The sequence below is a fragment of the Thalassotalea litorea genome, assembly GCF_043642205.1.
GTDB classification, from domain to species: Bacteria; Pseudomonadota; Gammaproteobacteria; order Enterobacterales; family Alteromonadaceae; genus Thalassotalea_A; species Thalassotalea_A litorea.
The window spans coordinates 49150-72008 of record NZ_JBHZSG010000015.1 but is presented as its reverse complement, the minus strand read 5'-3'; the positions used below and the strand labels follow the sequence as shown (position 1 = coordinate 72008).

Sequence of the window (22859 nt, the reverse complement as noted above, 5' to 3'; positions counted from 1 at the left end):
TCAACGAAATCTATGTTGTAACTGAACCTCTGCCCTAACTCTGAGTTGTGCACAAACTTAATGGGATTGGTATAAGACAGCGCCGCCAAGTTCCGCGCAAACAAAAAAGCCACCCGAAGGTGGCTTTTAAAAAAAACGGATTGCTGGCTTAACCTAGCTTCTCGGCAATAATTGCGCTGACGTCTTCGACTTTTTGCGTACCATCGATAGTCAGGTACTGACAGTTGCCAGCCTGTGCTTCTGCCTGATAGTAATTCACTAGCGGCTTGGTTTGCTCGTGATAAATTCCTAAGCGCTTACGAACTGTTGCTTCTTCATCATCAGGGCGAACAGCGAGATCTTCACCGGTTACATCATCTTTCCCTTCCACTTTAGGTGGATTATAAACGATGTGATAAACACGGCCAGAGCCAGGATGTACGCGACGACCGCCCATGCGCTCAACAATAACTTCGTCAGCGACGTCAAATTCGATTACGCTGTCAACATTGATTTCGTTAGCTTTCATTGCATCAGCTTGAGGAATGGTACGCGGAAAACCGTCTAACAGAAAACCATTTTCACAATCCTGCTGAGCAATACGCTCTTTTACCAGGCCAATGATCAATTCATCAGAAACCAACTGGCCCGCATCCATCACTTGCTTGGCTTGTTTACCTAGCTCAGTGCCGGCCTTGATTGCTGCACGTAACATATCACCAGTAGAGATCTGTGGGATACCGTACTTGTTCATTAAAAACTGTGCCTGTGTTCCTTTACCGGCACCAGGTGCACCCAATAAAATAATGCGCATATTGCTAAACCCTAAGAAATAGTCGGATTAAATCTTATCTTCGCCAATTATTGTGTAGCAAAGAATCTGTATTTTTTAAAGGCATAATCATACTTGTATGGCAAGGCGCAAACAAGGGGCGCTGGGCAAAATAACTGAACAATTTTGTATGCAATCAGCAACGATTGATATCCGATGGGATGGTCTTAGTACAAACAAAAACGAGAAACCGATTGAGCGATATTAGTGCTCACGGGTTTCTCGTTTAGCATGGATTGGAAATGCTTTTTGTTTTGCTGACTGAATATCAGGCATGGAATCCATCCATGCCCGCAGACATTACTTAGTCAGACTCAACATAAGCTTATTAAGACGGGCAACAAAACTTGCCGGGTCTTTCAAGCTGCCACGTTCGGCTAACATCGCTTGTTCAAATAAGACTTCAGCCCATTCGCCAAACTTGTCATTGTCCGCTTCATCGGCCATATGCTTTATTAAGTCATGTTCCGCATTTATTTCAAAAATTGGTTTAGACTCTGGAACTTCCTGACCAACAGACTGCATCAACTTGATCATTTGCGAACTCATGTCGTGCTCGTCGGTCACAATACAGGCCGGAGAATCTGTCAAACGTTGCGAAATTTTAACGTCCTTAACCTTCTCTCCTAAGCTGTCTTTTAAGCGCGTAACAACCGAATCAAATTCTTTTTCCAGTTGTTCCTGAGCTTCTTTCGACTGCTCGTCATCCATATCGCCCAAATCAAGTCCACCACGAGTCACCGACTGGAATTGTTTCTCAGAAAATTCGGTTAAATGGCTCATTAACCATTCGTCGATGCGATCCGACAGCAACAATACTTCAATACCTTTTTTGCGGAAGACTTCCAGATGCGGAGAGTTTTTCGCCGCTTCAAAGCTGTCAGCTACCACGTAATAGATCTTATCCTGACCGTCTTTCATACGCTCGATATAGTCTGTCAAAGATACATTTTGCACTGCAGTGTCATTTTCCGTTGATGCAAAACGTAAAAGCTTAGCGATAGCTTCTTTATTAGCCATATCTTCAGCAGGACCTTCTTTGAGCACCTGACCAAATTCGTTCCAGAAGCCCTGGTATTTTTCCTGGTCATTTTTGCCCAAACGGTCAAGCATGGTCAGTACACGTTTAGTACAACCTTTGCGCATTGCCTGAGTAACTTTATTATCCTGCAAAATCTCACGTGATACGTTCAAAGGTAAGTCGTTAGAATCGAGCAGACCTTTTACAAAACGCAGGTAAGACGGCATAAATTGCTCCGCGTCATCCATGATGAATACGCGCTGCACATACAACTTTAAGCCATGCTGTTTTTCGCGATTGTATAAATCAAACGGGGCTTTACTCGGCACATATAAAAGCGAGGTGTATTCACTGCTACCTTCAACCTTGTTGTGCGCCCAAAGCAATGGTTCGGCAAAATCATGGGATACATGCTTGTAAAATTCCTGATACTCTTCATCTTTGATATCAGACTTTTCACGAGTCCAAAGCGCTTCGGCTTTATTAACCGCTTCCCATTGCGCAGGCTTGCCCGGTATGGCAGGGATCACTTCGCCATCTTCACCTGTGCTTTCTGGGACTTCCGGCACTTCTGGCGTCAGCATTTCCACCGGGATGGAAATATGATCCGAGTATTTGGTGACGATAGACTTCAGGCGCCAGTCATCAACAAACTCTTTCTCATCGTCTTTTAAGAATAAAATAATGTCGGTACCGCGGGCCGATTTTTCGATGTCTTCAACAGAAAAATCGCCTTCACCTTTAGATGACCACTCAACCGCCTGATCAGCATCGACGCCAGCAGCGCGTGAACGAACGACCACTTTATCCGCAACAATAAATGCCGAATAAAAACCGACACCAAACTGACCAATCAATTGTGAGTCGGCCGCTTGGTCACCGGACAAGCGGCTAAAGAAATCTGCAGTACCTGATTTAGCAATAGTACCTAAGTGGGTAATAATATCATCACGGGTCATGCCGATACCATTATCGGAAATGGTAATGGTGTTGTTGTCTTTGTCAGCGCTAATGCGCACCCGCAAGTTGCCGTCGCCATTGTATAAGCTGGCATCTGACAATGCTTTAAAACGTAACTTGTCCGCCGCGTCCGCCGCATTAGAAACCAACTCGCGAAGGAAAATTTCCTTATTGGAATATAACGAGTGGATCATTAATTGTAGTAATTGCTTTACTTCAGTTTGAAAGCCGTGAACTTCTTTATGACCTGAATCAGACATAAACACCTTTCTCCTAATGTTGTGTGTCGATAGTTATAGCAATTCCCAGTGCAATGCGATTGCATTGGAATTGGAATTGGTATGATTGCCGAGGCATTGTTTCTAGAGATCAATGTGGGGATAGGAAAAAGGTTTTAAAGAGCTATCTGGTAATTTTTTTTATTGAGCGACCACCATGTGTAAAAAAACAGGCGGAAATCAAAGGGCTGAATCGCGATTATCTGCAAAACCTCATCAGCTCAGCCCTTTTAACGGTGATTTAAAGCGTTTTACGACCAGAAAAGGCATGAGATAACGTATTACCATCAACATAACCGAGCTCGCCACCTACCGGTACGCCATGGGCAATTCGCGAGACCATTACATCGTAGGAACCGGCAAGGTCAGCAATAAAGTGAGCGGTTGCTTCGCCTTCGACGGTGGGGTTGGTTGCCAGGATCATTTCATCAAATTCATTGCTGGCCAATAAGCGTTGCAACTGGTCCAGACCTAACTCTTCAGGGCCAATGCCATCGATAGGCGATAAATGCCCCATCAGGACAAAATAGCGACCGATAAACTCACCGGTTTGCTCGATAGCAAGAATATCCGATGGTGATTCAACGATACATAACAGGCGACTGGCCTGACGTTTCGGGCTGGCACAGATGTCACATTGTTCAAGCTCGGTAAACGTGCGACAACTTTGGCAATGTCCAACCTGCTCCATAGCGTTTGCCATCGAGTTTGCAAGCTTGGTCGCCCCCTTGCGATTGCGCTCGAGTAAATGAAATGCCATACGTTGCGCGGATTTAGGCCCCACACCGGGCAAATGCTTTAAATTATCAATAAGTTCCTGAACAACCGGACTAAGTTTCATAGCTGTGACTGGTGAAATAACAATGCCCGCAAGAATAACACAGGTCATAGAAAAGAGTGAAGCAGTGAGAGCTTTAGTCTTGAAGAGCTATAGCGTCGGCTTCAGGCCTCAAAACTCAGGAAAAGCACACCAACTTAACAAGATTAAAAACAGGACGCTGATTCGCCCCCTCGGAGCAAAAAAAAGTGTCTACGGAGCAAGAGTGGGTTACGGTTAAAAACGAAACGTCTTTTATCAATGGCATAGCAGGTGCCGCCGTAATCCCTACTAACATCACCAACAACACAATAAAATATTCTGAAAATTAATTTTAATTAAATAAAATATTCTGATATATTTCTGTGCACGGTCAAATTTGCTAAAAACCTCTTTAAAATATAGAGTTAGCCAATACGTTACGTTTTAGAATTACGCCATGCCTGAACCTCAAATCACCCGTACATTCGACGCATCATCGAGCCCAGAGCACATCCGTCAGGCTATTCGAACTGCTGAATTCACTTCGCATACCTCAGGGCTGGCAAAAGGCTTTGTACAATGCAATCTGGTTATTCTTGAGCAGGAACTTGCCGCTGACTTTTTGCTTTTTTGTCAAAGAAACCCAAAACCCTGCCCAATTATCGCGATGTCGGATAAGCCAGGCAATCCGATCATTTCCGATGCCGGGAAAGATATTGATATCCGTACCGACATTCCTCAGTACAACATTTTTAGGCAAGGCGAATTACGCAAACAGGTTACTGATATTTATGACCTTTGGCAGGATAATTTCGTCAGCTTTTTGTTGGGCTGTTCATTTTCATTTGAAGAAGCATTACTGGATGATGGCATTGATATTCGAAATATTTCCGAAGGGGTCAATGTCCCTATGTATAACACCAGCATACCTTGTAAGAGCGCCGGAGTATTTAGCGGAAATATGGTGGTAAGCATGCGTCCGATGAAAGCACGTGATGCCATTCGAGCTATCCAGATTTGTAGCCGTTTTCCCAACGTACATGGTGCGCCAGTGCATTTTGGCGACCCGGCGCACATTGGTATTCATGCGATTAGCAAACCGGATTACGGTGATATGGTTACCATAAAACCTGACGAGGTTCCGGTGTTTTGGGCCTGTGGTGTGACCCCACAGGTAGCCATCAGCAATGCCCGACCAAGCATCAGCATTACCCATAGTCCGGGAAGCATGTTAATTACGGATATTCGCAATAGCCAGCTGTCTATCCTCTAATCTGTAACCAAAAATGAAAGCAAGGGAATACAACATGAAGTTAAATTGTGATTTAGGCGAGAGTTTTGCCGCCTGGACCATGGGCTTAGATGAGCAAGTCATGCCGCATATCGATATGGCCAATATCGCCTGCGGTTTTCATGCTTCCGATCCGAATATCCTGCAACAGACGCTTGCCCTTGCAATCAAACATAAAGTGACTATCGGCGCACACCCATCCTATCAGGATCTCGTTGGCTTCGGTCGCCGTTCGATTAAGCATACCGAGCGGGAAATCATCAACCTGATGCACTACCAAATTGCCGCTATTGATGGCATGGCCCAATCGATGGCCGCTTTGGTTAAGTATGTCAAACCCCACGGCGCACTGTACAACGATATGATGGCCAACGATGATATATTTATCGCAGTTGTTAAAAGTATCAATGACTATTACCGTCCCCTCAAACTGATGATCCTGGCAACGGCTAATGCGGAACATTATCAAAAAATCGCAAACGACTATGGGGTTGAATTGCTATTCGAAGCTTTTGCTGATCGACGATATACGGATCAAGGCTTGCTTACACCACGATCAGAACCTGGCGCCGTGCTCAATAAAGACCAGGTGATGGAACAAGTGAAAGGATTGGTTAACGATGGTGTTGTTATTACCAACCAAGGGAATCGTCTATCGTTAAAAGCCGACACCTTATGCGTCCATGGAGACAACCTGGATGCCATTGCTTTAGTGAAGGACATTAAAGCCTTATGTCAATAACTGCGAACGATGAAGCACCACAGCCAGACAACGGTGTACACATACCTTTTTACATCGAGGTTGCATCGGAAAATTCGTTGATAGTATATTTTGGTAGCGATAACCCGGACGTTAAGCCAGTCGTGACTCCGGCATTATGTTCAGCAATAAACCGGGCTCAAACCTTGCTTAATTCCCGGTTAGGGGAGCGAATTGTTGATACCATTGTGTCATACGCCTCACTATTGGTTACTTTCGACGTTTGGCAGGTTGACCATTTCCATGTTCGCGTCGAGATAGAATCACTGTTATCCGGCTTAACGACGGGACAGGCTGCACCAACCCGTACCATCACTTTACCAGTATTTTATGATATTAAAGTCGGTCCGGATTTACCCAGAATTGCGACGCATTCGGGTCTGAGCATCGATGAAGTGATTCTGCGCCACCAGCAACAAGAGTACTACGTCTACACCATCGGCTTTGCGCCTGGCTTTGCCTACCTCGGTGAAGTGAATGAATCTATCGCCATGCCAAGGCTGGCAACACCACGTTCGGCTGTCGCAAAAGGCTCTGTCGCCATTGCTGACAAGCAAACCGCTGTTTATCCAGCAACCTCTCCTGGCGGTTGGAATATTATTGGCCGCTGCCCTACTCCGATGTTTAACCCTGACAATGATCCGCCTAGTCCGGTTTCGGTTGGTGATAAAGTCCGGTTCAAAGCGATCACCGAAAAGCAATTTATTGCGCTTGGAGGTCAACTATGACCTCTGGGAAAAAAGCAACAATAGCTTCAACATTAACGTCAGCCAGGATGTCTGGCTTTTATGTTGAGCACCCTGGCATGCATACTCTGATTGAAGACGCTGGCCGAATAGGCCAGGCGCGATTAGGCTTGACCACTGGAGGGCCTGCAGATCGCATGGCATTTTACTGGGCTAATCGCCTTGTGGAAAACTCCCGTGGCTGTGCCGCTTTGGAAATCACCTATGGCGGTGTGAAGTTGCATAGCAACTGTAAATCCAGTATTGCCGTGACCGGCGCAGCCGTTGAAATAAAAATCAATAACCGTGTCGTTGGCAACTGGCAAAGTCATGCCGTTGAAAAAGGGGATTTGATTGAAATAGGATTTAGTCAAAATGGCATAAGAGCCTATATGGCGATAAAGGGCGGTATTCAGATCGCGCCACAATTTGGCAGTTGCTCAACCGTTACCCGAGAAAAAATCGGCGGTCTCAATGGTTCGGTTCTGGAAAAAGGTGACTGGTTACCCGTTTACGAACAGCCTTGTACTCACACCAATGCATTGCCACAAGAGGCGATCCCCCACTACGCGACGTCACTAACCTTACGAATGATCTGCGGCTATCAATATCGACAGTTTTCTGACACGCAACGGCAACGATTTTTCAGCGGTGAATATCAGGTGTCCAGCCAGTGGGATCGTATGGGCTATCGCCTGCAAGGCCCGGCCATCAAATTCCCAGAGCCAAGCCTGTTAAGCGAAGGCATTGCATTTGGCGCAGTACAGATACCGGCCGATGGCCAGCCCATTGTTTTATTAAATGACCGGCAAACCATCGGGGGGTACCCGAAAATGGGTTCCGTCTTTTCCCTCGATGCCTATCTATTAGGTCAGTGTCAGCAAGGAACAAAAGTTCGCTTTGAGCCAATCAGTATCGAAACTGCTCACAACGAACTACACCTGGCGCAATCCCGATTTAAGCAGATTTCATTTATTAAAAAGGCGGTCAATACATGACCCAAACACGTCAGGAAATAGCATTAAGTGACGCGATTGAACAGTTGTTGGTCAGCCGGGATCTGAGACAAATGAAATTTGCCCGGCAGTTTCTTAACCCGGGCTATATTCACAGGGCGGCAAAACGTATTGACGATTGTGCGGGTACTATTGTCATCGCGACCGGCTTCCCAGTTGCCGATACCTTTGAAACCGACGGCCCGGTGGGTGCGTTAGCACTCTATCAATGTCTTAAAGAGCTTGGAAAAAACGTGGTGATCGTTTGCGGCAATCCCCTATATCAGGCGCTGCAGCCTAAATATCGTTGTGCTCAGATCCCACTCGGATTTAACAAAGAGCGGCAGATAGCCCGAGTTGTTGAACAATTGGCCCCCGAACTTATTATCGCCATAGAGCGACCGGGGTTGACCGAAGATAATACCTATCGCAATATGCGTGGCGAAGATATTTCCCATCGTTGTGCGCGATTTGATGACTTTATCCGTCTGGCAGCATGCCCGACGATTGCCATCGGTGATGGCGGTAATGAGATAGGTATGGGCAACATTGCCAGTCACATTGCATCACTCGATATCACGCCTTCGGTTACAAAATGTGATGAGCTTATCATTGCCGATGTATCCAATTGGGCTGCGTATGGCTTGATTGCCTTTTTAGCTATCTGGCACCAACAATCGTTTTTAACGCGAATCAATACCAAGGCATTGTTGATGTTTTTATCACTCAATGGCAGTGTCGATGGTGTAACCCGCCAAAATCAATTAACCGAAGACAGCTTGTGCTTTAGCGCAGGCGAACAAATCATTAAACAAATAACTCGACTTTGCGAAGACCATATTTCGCAATTACAGCGATAAAGGTAGAACAACCGATGAACTGGGTATTCTTAAACAATGAATTTATGAAGGCTGAACAGGCAACGATATCGCCGATGGACAGAGGCTTTTTGTTTGGTGACGGTATATATGAAGTGATCCCCAGCTACGATGGAAAGTTTGTCGGATTTACGCCACATATCGAACGCTTAAATCAAGGCCTTGCAGAGGTAGACATCGCACTGGATTATACGCAATCCAAATGGCTGGAAATATGCCAGCAACTGGTCGAAAAAAACGGTAATGGGAATCTGGGAATTTATTTGCATGTCTCACGAGGCACCAGTCCAACCCGATACCATGCATATCCGAACCACATTTCTCCGACAGTTTTTGCTTACACATTTGCGATTCCAGAAGCCCCTAAGGCGGTTAAATCTCAAGTAAAAACCTTTAAGGTAAAAACCTTAACGGACTTGCGTTGGCAACGTTGTCATATTAAATCTACCGCTTTGTTAGGTAATGTGATGCATTTTCAGCAGGGTTATAAAGATGGATTTGATGAAGTATTGTTGTTTAATGACCATGATATGTTAACCGAAGCGGCAGCGTGTAATGCCTTTATCGTCAAAGGCGATACGGTAATAACACCGCCTTTAGATAATCAGATACTGCCAGGCATCACCCGCTTAATTTTGCTCGATGTATTGAGAAAGTATTCACGCCTAAACATTGCAGAACGCGCGGTCAGTAAACAGGAAGTGTTAACAGCCGATGAAGTCTGGATCACAAGCTCAACGAAACAAGTCGCACCGGTGATCGCCATCGATAACAAACCGGTCGGTAATGGTCAGGTTGGCGATATCTGGCTGCAGGCACAATCTCTGTTTAGCGAGCACCAGTTTGACTATCAGTAAGTGCGATAATAAAGACATAGATCACGCCGACAACTGGTATCAACAAGGCCGTTATTTCAACTACGGTGATCATAAAATATTTTATCGGGATAGTGATTTTGATGATCTGTCCGCTCTTTATAGCAGATCACCAATCGACTCTAAAAGCGTTGCGAAAGATACAACAACGCAAAAACCGGTATTGTTATTACTGCATGGATTTCCGACTTGCAGCTGGGACTTTGCGGCGATCTGGCCTCAGTTAACCAAAGATTTTCGCCTGATAACCCTGGATTTTCTTGGCTTTGGCTGTAGCGACAAACCCAAAATAGAATATTCAATCTTTCTTCAGGCCAATATAACCCAAGCATTGCTTAGCCAGTTAGATATCGAAAAACACCATATCCTTTGCCATGATTTTGGTGATACCGTGGCCATCGAATTATTAATACGCTTGCAGGAAACAGAAAGTATTCAATCATTGGTCCTTACCAATGGCGGTATCTTTGCCGATTTTCATCAGCCTTTACCCATTCAAAAACTTCTCGCATCCCGGTTGGGGAAATTCATTGCCCCGATGATAGGCTTTAAGCAATTTAGACATTCCATGGACAGGATATTCTCCGTCCCATTAACCGAACAAAAACTACAGCAGTATTGGCAACTGCTTAACCTGCAACAAGGTAAACGGGTTTTTCCCCTATTAATCCGATATATGAAGGAACGAATAAAATACCAGCAACGGTGGGAAGGTGGCTTAGCAAACACGTTAGTGCCGACGGGGCTAATTGCAGGGAGCGATGACCCCATTAGTGGCTCACAGATGATAACTCGATTTCGACAAATCAAACCAGACGAGACCACAATCGCCATGGAAAACACGGGTCACTATCCACACCTTGAAAGGCCATCACAATTTGTAAAACACCTGGTTAAGTTCTATCAAAATTTGAACACTAAAGAGACCTAGCGGCCCAAAGACTCAATACAATATACGACAGAAAGTGATACGCGTTAAACGTTCGTTCGATGGTATTATTGCAAGCGAATAGAAACGAAAAAGGCTCTGATACTAAAATCAGAGCCTTTCGAAAATGATACGGCTGGAAAGTTTATTTCAAAACCGATTGTAGATACTCTTTAAAGCCTTCGGCAAGTTCTGGGTGGCGTAAACCATATTCTACATTGGCTTTCATATAGCCCATTTTAGAACCGCAATCATGGGATTTACCGGTCATATGGAACGCTTCAACGGTTTCAATCTTCATCAAACTGGCAATGGCATCCGTTAATTGGATTTCATCACCTGCGCCTGGTGGTGTAAATTCAAGCAAATGCCAAATTTCTTCCGATAAAACGTAACGTCCAACTACCGCAAGGTTTGATGGTGCATCTTCTAGCGCGGGTTTTTCCACAACAGCTGTCATTGGCGCGGAATCTCCAGCGTTCAATTCGTGACCGTTACAATCAACAACGCCGTACGCACTCACTTTTTCCATGGGTACCGGTTCAACCATAATTTGACTGTGCCCGGTGGTCTCATATCGGGACATCATTGCTGCCAGGTTTTCAGTTTTTAGATTTGCGGAAGCATCATCAATTAATACGTCAGGCAATACGACAACAAATGGTTCATGACCAACTATGGGCAAAGCTTTTAATACGGCATGTCCCAATCCCTTGGCTTCTCCCTGACGCACCTGGATAATGGTGACATCTTTTGGACAAATCGCCTGAATTTCTTCAAGTAGTTTACGCTTGACGCGTTTTTCTAACGAGGTTTCCAGCTCGAATGATTTATCAAAATGATTTTCAATGGCATTTTTTGAGGAGTGCGTTACCAGGACGATTTCTTTGATACCCGCAGCAATACATTCATTAACAATGTATTGAATCAGTGGCTTATCAACTACGGGTAGCATTTCTTTAGGGATAGCTTTCGTGGCTGGTAACATCCGTGTGCCTAACCCTGCGACAGGAATTACCGCTTTACGAATACTCTTTCCTGCATTTACAGACATAGTACTTCCTTATTTAATTCTTTTCTTATTGCTTTTTACCACGGAATCAATGCACTTTCATGATAATTACAGATTAAATTAATTCACGTGTTAGTAATATTCTTTATACCAGCGAACAAAATTGGCGACCCCTTCCGTAACGGATGTTTGGGGGCGATGCCCGGTCACTGAATATAAGTCTTCTACCTCTGCAAAGGTTTTTTGTACATCACCAGGTTGCATAGGCAAAAGATTTTTCTTCGCTTCCATTCCCAAAGACTGTTCCAGTGCTTTAATAAAGTCCATCAATTTAACCGGACTACCATTACCAATATTAAACACCCGATAAGGCGCCGAGCTCACCGCTGCGGAACCGCTTTCTACGGACCAGTCAGTATCGATAGTTGGGATATGATTTTGCACCCGCATTATACCCTCAACGATATCATCAATGTAAGTAAAATCTCGGCTCATATCACCATAGTTATATACATCAATGGGCTCACCTGAGAGCATAGCTTTGGTAAATTTAAACAAAGCCATATCTGGACGTCCCCAAGGTCCGTATACCGTAAAGAAACGCAAACCTGTGGTTGGAATACCATACAGGTGTGAATAGCTGTGCGACATTAACTCATTAGCTTTTTTCGACGCCGCATAAAGCGATACAGGATGATCAACACTGTCTGATGTGGCAAAAGGTGTTTGCTTATTAAGCCCATAAACGGAGCTAGAAGAGGCATAAACTAAATGTTCAACCTTATTATGACGGCACCCTTCGAGTATCGCCAGATGTCCGATAAGGTTAGCATCAGCATAAGCCATTGGGTTATCAATAGAGTAACGCACCCCAGCTTGAGCTGCCAGATGGATGACTCTTTGGAATTTTTCTCTGGCAAACAATTCGGCCATAGCTTCGCGATTTTCTAGGTCGAGTTTTACGAACCGAAATTGCCCGCCATGGGTTTGGGACTGAGCCTGGGTTGTAATATCTGAACCTGCAACCAGGGTTTGTGATTGTTGCTTGCTGGAAAATTGTTGTAATTTTTTAAGACGTGACAGTTTCAGGTTTACATCGTAATAGTCGTTGAGATTATCCAAACCAACGACTTCATGCCCTTGCTCACACAAACGTGTTGCTACGAAATGACCAATAAAGCCCGCAGCGCCAGTAACCAAGTATTTCATAAGTCTTCCATATTTTAAGAGGTACTCAAATCAAAGCGTGCCGGATTTTACTTCCTTACCCTTAACACATACTTCACCAAAGCGGCGAAGGGGCTTTGACATATCCAAAGACTGCAACGCTAGAGCTTAAAAAAACGTCCGCCTCATCAAAATATAGTCGATATTATTAAGGTTAAATAAAAAAATCATATTAATCTTTGATATTTGTTAAACCGGTTTTCTTGCTGAATCAAGTCCTTAACGCGAAAACAGATAGCATTGTAGGAATATTGTTTACTTACTAATTTTTAAAGAATTATGCTGTTCTAAATCAAAGCAAAATGTCTAGGAAACATTATTCTTAACGTTAGGCCTATAAAGTTTGGAGAAACTAATGCGCAACGTTCTTGTGGTTGCAGATCCCAATTTTGAAACAACAACTGCCATTGAGCAGGCGAAGCGATTGTCAATCGCCGACGATGTTAAACTGCACATAGTGTATTTTTATTATGAAAATCTACGGGGTATGGGGAGTAAAGGCGATGCACTCAAACAATCTTTGCTGATCCGCTTAAATGAAAAAGCCGAGGCGCAATTAGAACAGTTGCTCGAAGATGAAATCCCGTTTAGTTATGAGATTGTCTGGGAGAAAAATCTTCATACCTGGGTTAATAGTTACGCAGAAAAAAATAAACCTGCGATGGTGATGAAAACCGGGCATCGCTCAGAAACCATGTTCTACACACCGACTGACTGGCACTTGATCCGAGAATGCCCTGCCTCAGTGTTAATCGTTGCTGAGAAAAAGTGGCGTAAGCAAAGTGGTATTTTGGCGGCTATTGACCTTCAAACAGAGCAAGAGGAAAAACAACGACTTAATGAAAAGATTCTTGCTACCGCTAAATATTTAGCGACAGTTTTCGATGTTCCTCTCGATGTGTGTTATACGCCTGTCGTCTCGGATATTTTGCGGGATTTCGGAGTTCAATACCTCGATGAAATCGAACAAGATGCGCGTCAGAATTTGCAGAACAAAATTAACCATTTAGGCAAAACCTATGGCATTGCTGTAGAAAATTTTCATGTAAATGCAGGCAAGCCAGAAAAAGTTATACCTAGCCTGGCAGCAAAACTGCACGTAGGCCTGGTTGTGGTTGGGACGATTGGCCGGTCAGGTATCACTGGAAAGCTACTTGGCAACACGGCTGAAGAAATTCTCAGTTTGTTAAAGACTAACGTATTAACCCTCAAACCTTAACCGATGATAAGAGCCTGACCTTGACCAGGCTCTGCTTTTTAATCCTCTCTCCTTGTCAATTTTCAACTATATTATTGAATATTGAGCCTTAGATTTGGGCGGCGAAGTACCTGTCGAAGCAACCATTAAACACCGACTTAACTTGCCAAACACGGCAACACCCTGAACGGAGAATTGCTTGAAAACCAGCCCGAATGATCATCGGCTATATCACCCTATAACTCTGGATAATGGTCTGCGGGTGGTGATTGTTGAAAATACTGAATCTACCCGAGCCGCGGCATCACTGGTTGTCAACGCCGGTCATTTCGATGATCCTGAACAAACTCAGGGGCTTGCTCATTTCCTCGAACATATGTTGTTTTTGGGGACCGAAAGTTTTCCTGATAGCGGCGAATATCAGCAATTTATTAGTCAACACAATGGCAGCAACAATGCCTGGACAGGTTCCGAGCACACCTGTTTTTACTTTGATATCGACAGCAAATTTTTTGCACCGGCGTTAAAAAGATTCAGCCGTTTTTTCAGTGAACCATTGCTCGCAGCAGAGCATATCGAGACGGAACGAAATAACGTTGATGCCGAATTCCAGATGAAACTAAAGGAAGACGCACGCCGCATCTATGACGCTCAAAAAGAAACCGTCAACCCACAGCACCCGTTCAGCAAATTTTCCGTCGGCAATTTAACAACTTTAATAGATCAACCAGAGGAAACGTTGCAGCAAGCGTTGCAACAGTTTTTTCAACGTTATTACCATGCGACAGCGATGACATTAGCCGTTGAAACCCCCTATGCTATTGCTAAGGTACAAGAATGGGTTGAGACTGAATTTAACGCGATCAGGGCCGCATCAACGCCCAAAGCAGCAATTACCGAGCCGCTTTATCAGCCAGAACACCTCGCAATCACCTTGTCGATCCCCCCACAACAATCACAGCGTAAATTGATCATTACCTTTGCTTTGCCAGGTCTGGATGATTACTACGAATATAAACCGGTAAGCTATCTGAGTTATTTACTAGGGCACGAAGGACCTGGTAGCATTTTATCCATCTTGAAAAAGCGACAATGGGCGATGGCACTGACCTCTGGTGGCGGCATTAATGGTTCAAATTTTAAAGACTTTAATATCAGTATTGCTTTGACGGAAAAAGGAGAGCGTTATCAAAATGACATCATTGAACTGCTATTTTCCTACCTTCGTCTATTAAAAGAACGAGGTATTCAGGCACGGTATTTTGATGAGAAACAGGCGTTGACTGAATTCGCATTCAACTACAAAGAAACCAGCAAACCTATCGATAACGTCAACCAGCTGGCGATCAATATGCAACACTATCCACCAAAAGATTATGTTTATGGTGACTATAAGATAAAAGCATTTAATCCTGAGCTACTTGAGCATTTTCTTACCTATTTCACGCCTGAGAATATGCGGGTTATGGAAATCCGCAAAGGTGTCAACACCAGCAAAATCAGTCGTTGGTATCAAACCCCTTATGATGTTAATCGCATTGCAGATAATCAGCTTAAACGTTGGCAAGATACGTCAATACACCAAGAATTAAAGCTACCTGATGCCAATCCATTTATCGTTGCAAATCCAGAATTATTTGAAAACGAAACGACGGCTGTTCCGATAAAAATATACGAGCAGCCCGGGTTTAACTTTTGGTTCAAACAAGACAAAACATTTAGCTCTCCAAAAGGACAAATGTTTGTCAGCCTCGAATCAGGATTTACCACTAAATCTGACAAACACATTGCGATGACACGCCTGTTTGTTGAATTATTCAGCGAATCGGTACAGGAACAAAACTACCAGGCTGAACTAGCTGGGATCCATTATCAAATTTACGCTCATCAAGGTGGGATTACATTACAACTATCGGGGATAAGCGAGAAACAACCGTTACTTCTGGAAAACTTGTTGATGGCGATTTGCGACCATGCTTTGCCGTTAGAGCGGTTTCAACTATTTAAAAAACAACTAATAAGCAATTGGCAGGACATCAGACAAGGTAAATCAGTATCGCAACTGTTTGCCGTTTTAAACGGATTGTTCAAACCTCATAGTCCGCATGCATTGCAACTTGCCAGCTCTTTGAGCAATGTCGGATTTGATGACTTTACAGGTTTTTGTGCGGAGCTTTTTCAAAAACTGAGTATTGAAGCTTTTGCATACGGTAACTGGCGAAAAGACGATGCTTTAGCGATTGCAAAAAGTATTGAGCAACATCTTGGTGCCTCCATGCGCGAAACGGCGTTGGTGCAACCGGACATCGTAAATTTTCAGGAAAAGACGCCTGCACATGTCCCCGTGCCTGTCGCCGATAATGATAACGCTTGTGTAATTTACTTTCCTTTGCCCGACAAAGATTTTGCCAGCAAAGCCATGGCTATTATTGCCAGTCAGGTCATTGCACCGCAATTTTTTCATCAACTACGGACCGTCAAGCAACTGGGATATTTGCTGGGGGTAAATTATATGCCGATGAATCGTTATCCTGGAATTGCCTGTTTTGTGCAGTCTCCCAATGTAACGAGTTCCGCTCTTGAATCCGAAATATCTAATTTTCTATCGGAATTTGCGCAAAAAGCACAGATTGAAGGTTGGGAAAAGTTGCAGCAAGGCATCATTAATCAACTCGATGCTAAGGATTCTGGCCCGAGGATCCGCAGTCAACGTTTCTGGCATAGCATAACCAACCACGATTACGAATTTAACAATCGAGAGATGCTCAAAGCGGAAATTGGTAAATTGACCGAAGCCAAAGTTGTTGAGTTTGTAAAAAATCAGTTAACCGGCCCATCAGCCATACAGCCGGTCATTATCTGTAGTGACAAACCTGAAGCCCAGATTGGTCATGGTAAAAACCAACCTTTAGTCTTTACTAACATCCATTCTTTTCACAGTAAATATCCACTGAAAAATTAGCAAGTTATTTAACGCGAACACCTACATCTCTTTAAATTGCCGGCCATTTGTTTTAAGATGAATTTTGACGTCAAAAAATCGAATAAATTATTCGACGAATAATAAAATCCCTTAGTTAATGTAATGTTACTAATAACTGAGTTGTAGCTTTCAGGGTTTAATTGTGCACTTTATTAATAATAACAAAAAGCATGCTAGCCATGTGCCGCTTTTCCATCGCATTTTTCTGTTTATCGGTCTATGCCTCAGCTTTTTTGCAACCGCAGAGCAACCTCCTCTAAAGTTTCAGCAGCTGTCGGTAAAACAAGGTTTGTCTCAAAGTACGGTTTATTCCATTGCACAAGATAAACACGGGCTAATATGGATGGCAACTCAGGATGGCTTAAACCGTTATGACGGTTATGAAATCACACACTACAAAAATGAATCTGACAATCCGTTTTCTTTAGCTAGCAATTTGGTGAGAGTAGTATTCGTAGATTCACAAAATATCCTTTGGGTGGGAACAGGTAACGGTCTTAGCAAATACGAAACCAAAAAAGATAGGTTTACGAACTACTTCCATGAAAGCGAGTCAATAAACTCACTCAAAGATAATACCATTTGGAGCATATACGAAGACAATCATCAAAATATTTGGGTAGCGACCGCTACAGGACTGCATAAATATAATAAAGATGAAAATAATTTTACCAGAGTGAATTTTCGTAGTTACGACAGCGATATTAAGGACATCAAATCGATCTACCAAGATTACAATGGTAACTTTTGGTTAGGTACGTTTGACAATGGACTATATATTCTTAGCAAAGAATTAGATTTTGTGTCCCCTGTTAATGGGGAAAATATTTGGCAATTAAATATCAACGCCAAGGGTATTTATGCGATTAACGAAGTTGATGAAAGTATTTGGATTGCTTCTGATGTGGGTGTTTTCGTTGTGGACCGGAGCTACAACCTTCATAAGGTCTATCAACCTGAGTTGATGACTGGAATACCAGACTCAAATCGAGTGAGAAATTTAATCAAATTAAACGAACAATTTATTTGGTTCGCCACCGAAGGAGGACTATTCCAATTAGATTTAGTAAACAATAGTTTGACTGAAAAACCTATTTTCACTCAAGGATTTAACATTCAAAACCAAAGTTTCTTGTACAACATCTTTGCCGACAGCACAAATTCAATCTGGCTAGCCACATTTTACAAAGGCGCCTTCAAATATAACACAAGATCTTCATTATTTACCCACAATTTGGCAGGTCGTTTGGGCCAAGAGAGATATATAAAAGCATTCGCGGAAACCAAAGATGGATTAGTTTGGATTGCCTCGGAACAAGGCGGTTTGTTTTACATGACTCCAAAATCAAATGATGTGGAGCAAGTAGAGTTAAGTCTCGACTTAAAAATTTCGTCTATACATGCTGATCATAGAATGTCTAATATTCTTTGGATAATAACCGATACCGAAGAACTTTTTACATTCAATTCTGAAACTGAGCAATTAACGAGATTCGACGACTGGTTGAATAGCTATATTCATAAACATGGAAGGCTAGATTATATATATGCGGCCGGAAAGTTTTGGTTTGGTTCATCAGCTTCTTTGATTTACGAGTACAATCCCGAGACAAATAGTACTCAAACTCATGCTTTAAATTTACCTAAAAATACAGATGTAATACTAATTAATAAAGACCAGTCTGGTAGTATTTGGGTCCAAAGCGCCAATAAAGATATTTACCTGTTCGATGCTCAAAGCCTAAACTCCAAGAAATTGAATTTTCCAAATTCAGACCGGTGGATTGATGACTCCCTAACCGTAATACAGGAATCTGATAAATACATCTGGTTCGGCTTCCGTGACAGAGGGGCATTAGCATACGATAAAGCTACAACAAGTTATATCCCTTTTGATATCAACTCAGGTTTACCGAACAACCATATTGCCGGCTTGCTAATTGATGACGAAAATAGAGCCTGGGTTAGCACTGACAGAGGTATTTCGAGTCTAAATCCTCAAACCAGAAACATTGAAAGCTTTAACACTAAACAAGGTGTTCAAGCTGATGAGTTTTTTGCGTTTTCATTCTATAAGAGTCAAGACAATAAAATGTTTTTTGGCGGCGTAAATGGATTTAATAGCTTTTATCCCTATGATATAAAACTTGATTCTGAAATTGTGAACCCTCCTATTAATATGTACCTCTATGTCGCCAATAAATTGGTACGCAGCGATGAACTCAATGAGACAGAGATTTCCTTTTCTGAGGGGGTTTCGCAATTATATCTTTCTGATGAACTAACACTATCTTATGATAAATCGCCATTTAGCATAGAGTTTATTTCACCAAACTCAACATTTTCAGGTGATGTAAAATATCGATACAAGTTAGAAGGAATCGACGATTCTTGGGTTTATGCAAATTCAAAGAACAAACGAGCCACTTACACAAAACTTAGCCCAGGAAGTTATGATTTTCATGTACAGGCATTTAGCTCTAAGTCAGAAGGCTTTAAAAATGCGCCGCCATTAACAGTAACCATACTTCCACCATGGTGGTTAACCAATTGGGCTCGGGCCGCTTATGGCTTACTGTTTCTGTGCTTTGTATTTTATTTTTACCGTCAGGCCAAGCAGAAACAACTAGTCAATTACCAAATCAAAGAAAGTGAAGAGCGATTAAAACTGGCGCTTTGGGGGTCAGGCGATGAAATGTGGGACTGGAATATAAAGACCGGTCAAATGTTTCGTTCTAATATCTGGGGTATCCTTGATTTCCCTCAGGATGGCCAGCGCAATAAGCAGGATAGCTCAAATAAGGGGAATATCCATCCACAGGATTCTACTCGTGTGAATAAGGCACTCGATGCTCATTTTTCAGAACAAAGCGATCATTTCGAAGCTGCATATCGAGTTAAAAACAAAGAAGGTCAATGGACCTGGGTGTTGGACCGAGGAAAAGTGGTAGAGCGAGATATCAATAATGCACCGTCGCGAATGACGGGTACCATCAAGGATATTTCGAAAATAAAGCAAACGGAAGAAAGTTTAAAGCTGTTCGCTAAATGTATTGCCAACATTTCCGACGCTGTTGTTGTCTACGATGACGAATTTAGAACCGTAGATTGTAACCCCTCGTTCCAAAGGATCACTGGCCAGACTCGTTCAGAAGCCATCGGCAGGCATTTAGAATTTAGATCCTATCCTCAAAGCTTTTTACAGAATCTGAAAAAAAACCTGATTCATCATGGTTCCTGGCAAGGGGAGATTGAAAGTAAACGTCTAAATGGACAACGATACCTTATTGATATCACTATGGACGTTATTCGTGATGATAACCAGAAAATCACCCATTATGTCGGTGTATTCTCGGATATTACCAAACGTAAAGAAACGGAAAAAGAATTACGTAAGCTGGCCAATACCGACACATTGACGGGTTTGCCTAATCGCTCTTACTTTCAGACTAATCACACCATATTGGTTAATCAGGAAACCGTGCATGCGTTACTGGTCTTTGATTTAGACAACTTTAAGAAAATTAACGATTCATTAGGCCACCAAATCGGTGATGTCTTACTATGTAAAGTCACAGAACGAATTGCTACCGTGGGTAATCTTAAAGATACCTGTTATCGCCTTGGCGGAGATGAGTTTAGTTTAATCATTGAAGGTACCAATGATCTTCATGAGATAACAACCATCGCCGATGAAATCCTTAAAGCCGTCGCAGAGCCATACAATATCCGCAATCAGGAAATTGCCCTGTCGTGCAGTATTGGTATTGCGTTGTTCCCGGAAGATGGGCTGAATTCTCATGAACTGCTCAAAAATGCTGACACTGCTATGTACCACGCCAAAGATAAAGGTGGAGACTGTTATCAGTTCTTTAACGACTCGATGAATACTCAGGCGGTGAAAAGGCTTCAAGTAGAAAACTTAATCCGCCACGGTCTCAAAGAAGACCTGTTCAGTGTTTATTATCAGCCCAAAATTAATATCACTACCGGTAAAGTTAGTGGTATGGAAGCTTTGGTTCGATTTGAAGCGGGTGCGAAAGGCTTGATTCGCCCAGATATCTTTATCCCTATTTCAGAGGAAACCGGGCAAATCATAGAAATCGGCGAAAACGTGCTGCGTAAAGCTTGTCATGCAACCAAGGATTGGGTCGACAAAGGCATATTTGATGGCCGAATCGCCGTGAACTTATCTGCGGTACAGTTCAGACAACCAAACCTGGTTTATATGATCGAATCTATATTGGCTGAAAGTCGACTTCCGGCACAGTATCTCGAATTAGAAATTACCGAAGGTACTGTCATGAACTCTCCACAGGAAGCCATAGAAACCATGCATCGATTAAGAAGTATGGGAATTAGTTTATCCCTGGATGATTTTGGTACCGGTTATTCTTCGTTGGCTTACTTGAAAAAGTTCCCGCTCAACACTTTGAAAATTGACAAAGCCTTTGTCGATGATATTGAAACTTCAGAACAAGGGAAAAACATGGTTGCAACCATTATCACTATCGCCCACAACCTGGGGCTTGATGTGGTAGCCGAAGGGGTTGAAAATCAAAATCAACTGGATTATTTAAAATCGAAACAGTGTGAGCAACTTCAGGGTTACTTGTATTCCAAACCTCTGAGCGAGGAAGATTTTAGTCGCTATTTACTTTCTCATATTATTACCCGGGAATCGGCCCCCTATTCAGCTACCTGATAGGTCATTTTAATAAGTAAAAAAAGCGAGGCTAACAACCTCGCTTTTTTATTGCTGATAAAAATTATCATCCCACCGGCTTGAAAGGTTGACGCCACAATCCAGGTTTACAATCACCTCTAAATTAAAACGCTACCATTCGTTACCGTTCAAACAAAAACAATGGTTTATTTTTCTGCCTGTAAATTCTGAAAACTTAAAACATCCCCATTTAGTTAAAATTAATTTTAATTTTCCAACAAAATTAAAAAGTTGGCACGCTACTAGCATTGTATTTAGCAGTTGAATTTTACTTATAAAAATAATTAGGAATAAAAATGCTTAGTTCACTTATTTTATCTGCTTTATTAACGACAGCTCCAATGCCAGCGGTTGAAAACTCAATTGATACACGCATACGTATAAAACCTTCAATTGATACCCGTATTCGTATTAAACCTGCGATTGATACCCGCATTCGTATTAAACCTGCGATTGATACCCGCATTCGTATTAAACCTGCGATTGATACCCGCATTCGTATCAAACCTGCGATTGATACCCGCATTCGTATCAAACCTGCGATTGATACCCGTATTCGTATCAAACCTGCGATTGATACCCGTATTCGTATCAAACCTGCAATTGATACCCGTATTCGTATCAAACCCGCGATTGATACCCGTATTCGTATAAAGCCTGCGATTGATACCCGTATTCGTATAAAGCCGGCAATAGCTACTAGAAATCGCGTAAAAGCCTAAGGAGATGCTCATGATTGCCAAAATAAAAACATTACTGAGCAACAAACGCCAAGCAGCGAAAGTAATCGCAGGAATTGAAATTAAAGAGATGCCAGCTAACCACTGGTGGTCATAAGGAGTACAACCATGATTAATATGATTAAAGCTATCCTTACCCCTAGAGCAAAAAAGTCATCTATCGCCAACATAGAGATGATGGAAATGTCTGCCAATAACTGGTGGTCATAAGGAGTACAACCATGTTTAATATGATTAAAGCTATCCTTAACCCTAAATCAAAAAAGCCATCTTTCGCCAATATAGAGATGATGGAAATGCCCGCCAATGACTGGTGGTCATAATCTAAGGTAGACACACTGCCTGTAAGAACTAAGCACAGATATGCGTGTACCCTGAATCTACAGGGCTACACGTAGATCAAGCTGAACAAGGTACCATGTTGCCTGTAAACAACCATGCGCTTTTCCATGGCAAACATTGGCCACACAATTGGCCCGAAGATTAAACCAGCAGTCGTCCAGCGCTTATAACCTAAACCTGACTTAATTGCCTGACAATAGAAAAACAATCCGCTTAATAATGAGAGTAAAATAAGCATCAGAGTCATTTAGCGCACCTATATAATCGAAAACGGGTCATCGTTGAAGAGAGCGGCATTGTAGCAAAAACG

General features: G+C 42.7%; 17 protein-coding genes. 11 read left to right on the top strand and 6 right to left on the bottom strand.

The annotated features are described in order from the left end of the window. Positions 1-148 precede the first annotated feature (148 nt). The 3 genes from adk to recR all read right to left on the bottom strand — a co-directional run bounded on the left by adk (position 149) and on the right by recR (position 3911). Positions 149-793 carry an adenylate kinase gene (gene adk / locus ACHUFQ_RS09260; protein WP_394174966.1) on the bottom strand — a complete coding sequence of 215 codons (645 nt, stop codon included), beginning with the start codon at positions 791-793 and terminating at the stop codon, positions 149-151. A 318-nt stretch (positions 794-1111) separates the two neighbouring features. After that, entirely contained in the window at positions 1112-3052 is a 1941-nt protein-coding gene (gene htpG / locus ACHUFQ_RS09255; protein ID WP_394174964.1) for a molecular chaperone HtpG, read from the bottom strand. A 259-nt stretch (positions 3053-3311) separates the two neighbouring features. After that, the gene (recR, locus tag ACHUFQ_RS09250) at positions 3312-3911 is read right to left on the bottom strand and encodes a recombination mediator RecR (protein ID WP_394174963.1); all 600 of its coding nucleotides are present in this window, start codon (positions 3909-3911) and stop codon (positions 3312-3314) included. Between the two features lie 415 nt (positions 3912-4326). Here recR and ACHUFQ_RS09245 point away from each other — a divergent pair, with 415 nt between their 5' ends. The 7 genes from ACHUFQ_RS09245 to ACHUFQ_RS09215 are packed head-to-tail and all read left to right on the top strand — an operon-like array spanning position 4327 to position 10324. Continuing rightward, the gene (locus ACHUFQ_RS09245) at positions 4327-5142 is read left to right on the top strand and encodes a putative hydro-lyase (RefSeq protein WP_394174961.1); all 816 of its coding nucleotides are present in this window, start codon (positions 4327-4329) and stop codon (positions 5140-5142) included. Between the two features lie 34 nt (positions 5143-5176). Then, positions 5177-5902: a 5-oxoprolinase subunit PxpA gene (locus ACHUFQ_RS09240; RefSeq protein WP_394174959.1), complete on the top strand. Its 726-nt coding sequence runs from the start codon at positions 5177-5179 to the stop codon at positions 5900-5902. Continuing rightward, entirely contained in the window at positions 5893-6648 is a 756-nt protein-coding gene (locus tag ACHUFQ_RS09235) for a 5-oxoprolinase subunit B family protein (protein ID WP_394174958.1), read from the top strand. The genes ACHUFQ_RS09240 and ACHUFQ_RS09235 overlap by 10 nt, the downstream gene beginning before the upstream one ends. Then, on the top strand, positions 6645-7643 hold the full coding sequence (locus tag ACHUFQ_RS09230; RefSeq protein WP_394174956.1) for a 5-oxoprolinase subunit C family protein: 999 nt from the start codon (positions 6645-6647) through the stop codon (positions 7641-7643). The genes ACHUFQ_RS09235 and ACHUFQ_RS09230 overlap by 4 nt, the downstream gene beginning before the upstream one ends. Beyond that, the gene (locus tag ACHUFQ_RS09225; protein WP_394174954.1) at positions 7640-8500 is read left to right on the top strand and encodes a glutamate cyclase domain-containing protein; all 861 of its coding nucleotides are present in this window, start codon (positions 7640-7642) and stop codon (positions 8498-8500) included. Before ACHUFQ_RS09230 ends, ACHUFQ_RS09225 begins: the two co-directional genes overlap by 4 nt. A gap of 14 nt (positions 8501-8514) precedes the next feature. Beyond that, positions 8515-9375 (top strand): aminotransferase class IV, encoded by an 861-nt coding sequence (locus ACHUFQ_RS09220; RefSeq protein ID WP_394174952.1) that lies wholly within the window; start codon positions 8515-8517, stop codon positions 9373-9375. Next, positions 9362-10324 carry an alpha/beta fold hydrolase gene (locus ACHUFQ_RS09215; RefSeq protein ID WP_394174950.1) on the top strand — a complete coding sequence of 321 codons (963 nt, stop codon included), beginning with the start codon at positions 9362-9364 and terminating at the stop codon, positions 10322-10324. Before ACHUFQ_RS09220 ends, ACHUFQ_RS09215 begins: the two co-directional genes overlap by 14 nt. Positions 10325-10466: 142 nt before the next feature. Here ACHUFQ_RS09215 and galU read toward each other — a convergent pair whose 3' ends face one another. After that, the gene (gene galU, locus ACHUFQ_RS09210; protein ID WP_394174948.1) at positions 10467-11375 is read right to left on the bottom strand and encodes a UTP--glucose-1-phosphate uridylyltransferase GalU; all 909 of its coding nucleotides are present in this window, start codon (positions 11373-11375) and stop codon (positions 10467-10469) included. 90 nt (positions 11376-11465) lie between these two features. Further along, entirely contained in the window at positions 11466-12542 is a 1077-nt protein-coding gene (locus ACHUFQ_RS09205; RefSeq protein ID WP_394174946.1) for an NAD-dependent epimerase, read from the bottom strand. Between the two features lie 373 nt (positions 12543-12915). Here ACHUFQ_RS09205 and ACHUFQ_RS09200 point away from each other — a divergent pair, with 373 nt between their 5' ends. From ACHUFQ_RS09200 to ACHUFQ_RS09185, 4 genes are all read left to right on the top strand, one after another. After that, positions 12916-13779, top strand: coding sequence for a universal stress protein (locus ACHUFQ_RS09200; RefSeq protein ID WP_394174944.1), 864 nt, complete (start codon positions 12916-12918; stop codon positions 13777-13779). Between the two features lie 178 nt (positions 13780-13957). After that, positions 13958-16720 carry an insulinase family protein gene (locus tag ACHUFQ_RS09195; RefSeq protein ID WP_394174942.1) on the top strand — a complete coding sequence of 921 codons (2763 nt, stop codon included), beginning with the start codon at positions 13958-13960 and terminating at the stop codon, positions 16718-16720. A gap of 163 nt (positions 16721-16883) precedes the next feature. Next, the gene (locus ACHUFQ_RS09190; RefSeq protein ID WP_394174940.1) at positions 16884-21446 is read left to right on the top strand and encodes an EAL domain-containing protein; all 4563 of its coding nucleotides are present in this window, start codon (positions 16884-16886) and stop codon (positions 21444-21446) included. Between the two features lie 317 nt (positions 21447-21763). Continuing rightward, complete coding sequence (locus ACHUFQ_RS09185; protein WP_394174938.1) at positions 21764-22189, top strand: hypothetical protein; 426 nt, start codon at positions 21764-21766, stop codon at positions 22187-22189. Between the two features lie 406 nt (positions 22190-22595). Here ACHUFQ_RS09185 and ACHUFQ_RS09180 read toward each other — a convergent pair whose 3' ends face one another. Then, complete coding sequence (locus tag ACHUFQ_RS09180) at positions 22596-22796, bottom strand: hypothetical protein (RefSeq protein ID WP_394174936.1); 201 nt, start codon at positions 22794-22796, stop codon at positions 22596-22598. Positions 22797-22859: the final 63 nt, after the last annotated feature.

Bases quoted from the DNA above. Each gene is read 5' to 3' on its own strand.
- ACHUFQ_RS09200 (WP_394174944.1), top strand. From the start codon at position 12,916: ATGCGCAACGTTCTTGTGGTTGCAGATCCCAATTTTGAAACAACAACT.
- ACHUFQ_RS09235 (WP_394174958.1), top strand. From the start codon at position 5,893: ATGTCAATAACTGCGAACGATGAAGCACCACAGCCAGACAACGGTGTA.
- recR (WP_394174963.1), bottom strand. From the start codon at position 3,911: ATGAAACTTAGTCCGGTTGTTCAGGAACTTATTGATAATTTAAAGCAT.
- galU (WP_394174948.1), bottom strand. From the start codon at position 11,375: ATGTCTGTAAATGCAGGAAAGAGTATTCGTAAAGCGGTAATTCCTGTC.
- ACHUFQ_RS09180 (WP_394174936.1), bottom strand. From the start codon at position 22,796: ATGACTCTGATGCTTATTTTACTCTCATTATTAAGCGGATTGTTTTTC.
- ACHUFQ_RS09185 (WP_394174938.1), top strand. From the start codon at position 21,764: ATGCTTAGTTCACTTATTTTATCTGCTTTATTAACGACAGCTCCAATG.
- ACHUFQ_RS09245 (WP_394174961.1), top strand. From the start codon at position 4,327: ATGCCTGAACCTCAAATCACCCGTACATTCGACGCATCATCGAGCCCA.
- ACHUFQ_RS09230 (WP_394174956.1), top strand. From the start codon at position 6,645: ATGACCTCTGGGAAAAAAGCAACAATAGCTTCAACATTAACGTCAGCC.
- ACHUFQ_RS09240 (WP_394174959.1), top strand. From the start codon at position 5,177: ATGAAGTTAAATTGTGATTTAGGCGAGAGTTTTGCCGCCTGGACCATG.
- ACHUFQ_RS09225 (WP_394174954.1), top strand. From the start codon at position 7,640: ATGACCCAAACACGTCAGGAAATAGCATTAAGTGACGCGATTGAACAG.
- ACHUFQ_RS09220 (WP_394174952.1), top strand. From the start codon at position 8,515: ATGAACTGGGTATTCTTAAACAATGAATTTATGAAGGCTGAACAGGCA.
- ACHUFQ_RS09205 (WP_394174946.1), bottom strand. From the start codon at position 12,542: ATGAAATACTTGGTTACTGGCGCTGCGGGCTTTATTGGTCATTTCGTA.
- adk (WP_394174966.1), bottom strand. From the start codon at position 793: ATGCGCATTATTTTATTGGGTGCACCTGGTGCCGGTAAAGGAACACAG.
- htpG (WP_394174964.1), bottom strand. From the start codon at position 3,052: ATGTCTGATTCAGGTCATAAAGAAGTTCACGGCTTTCAAACTGAAGTA.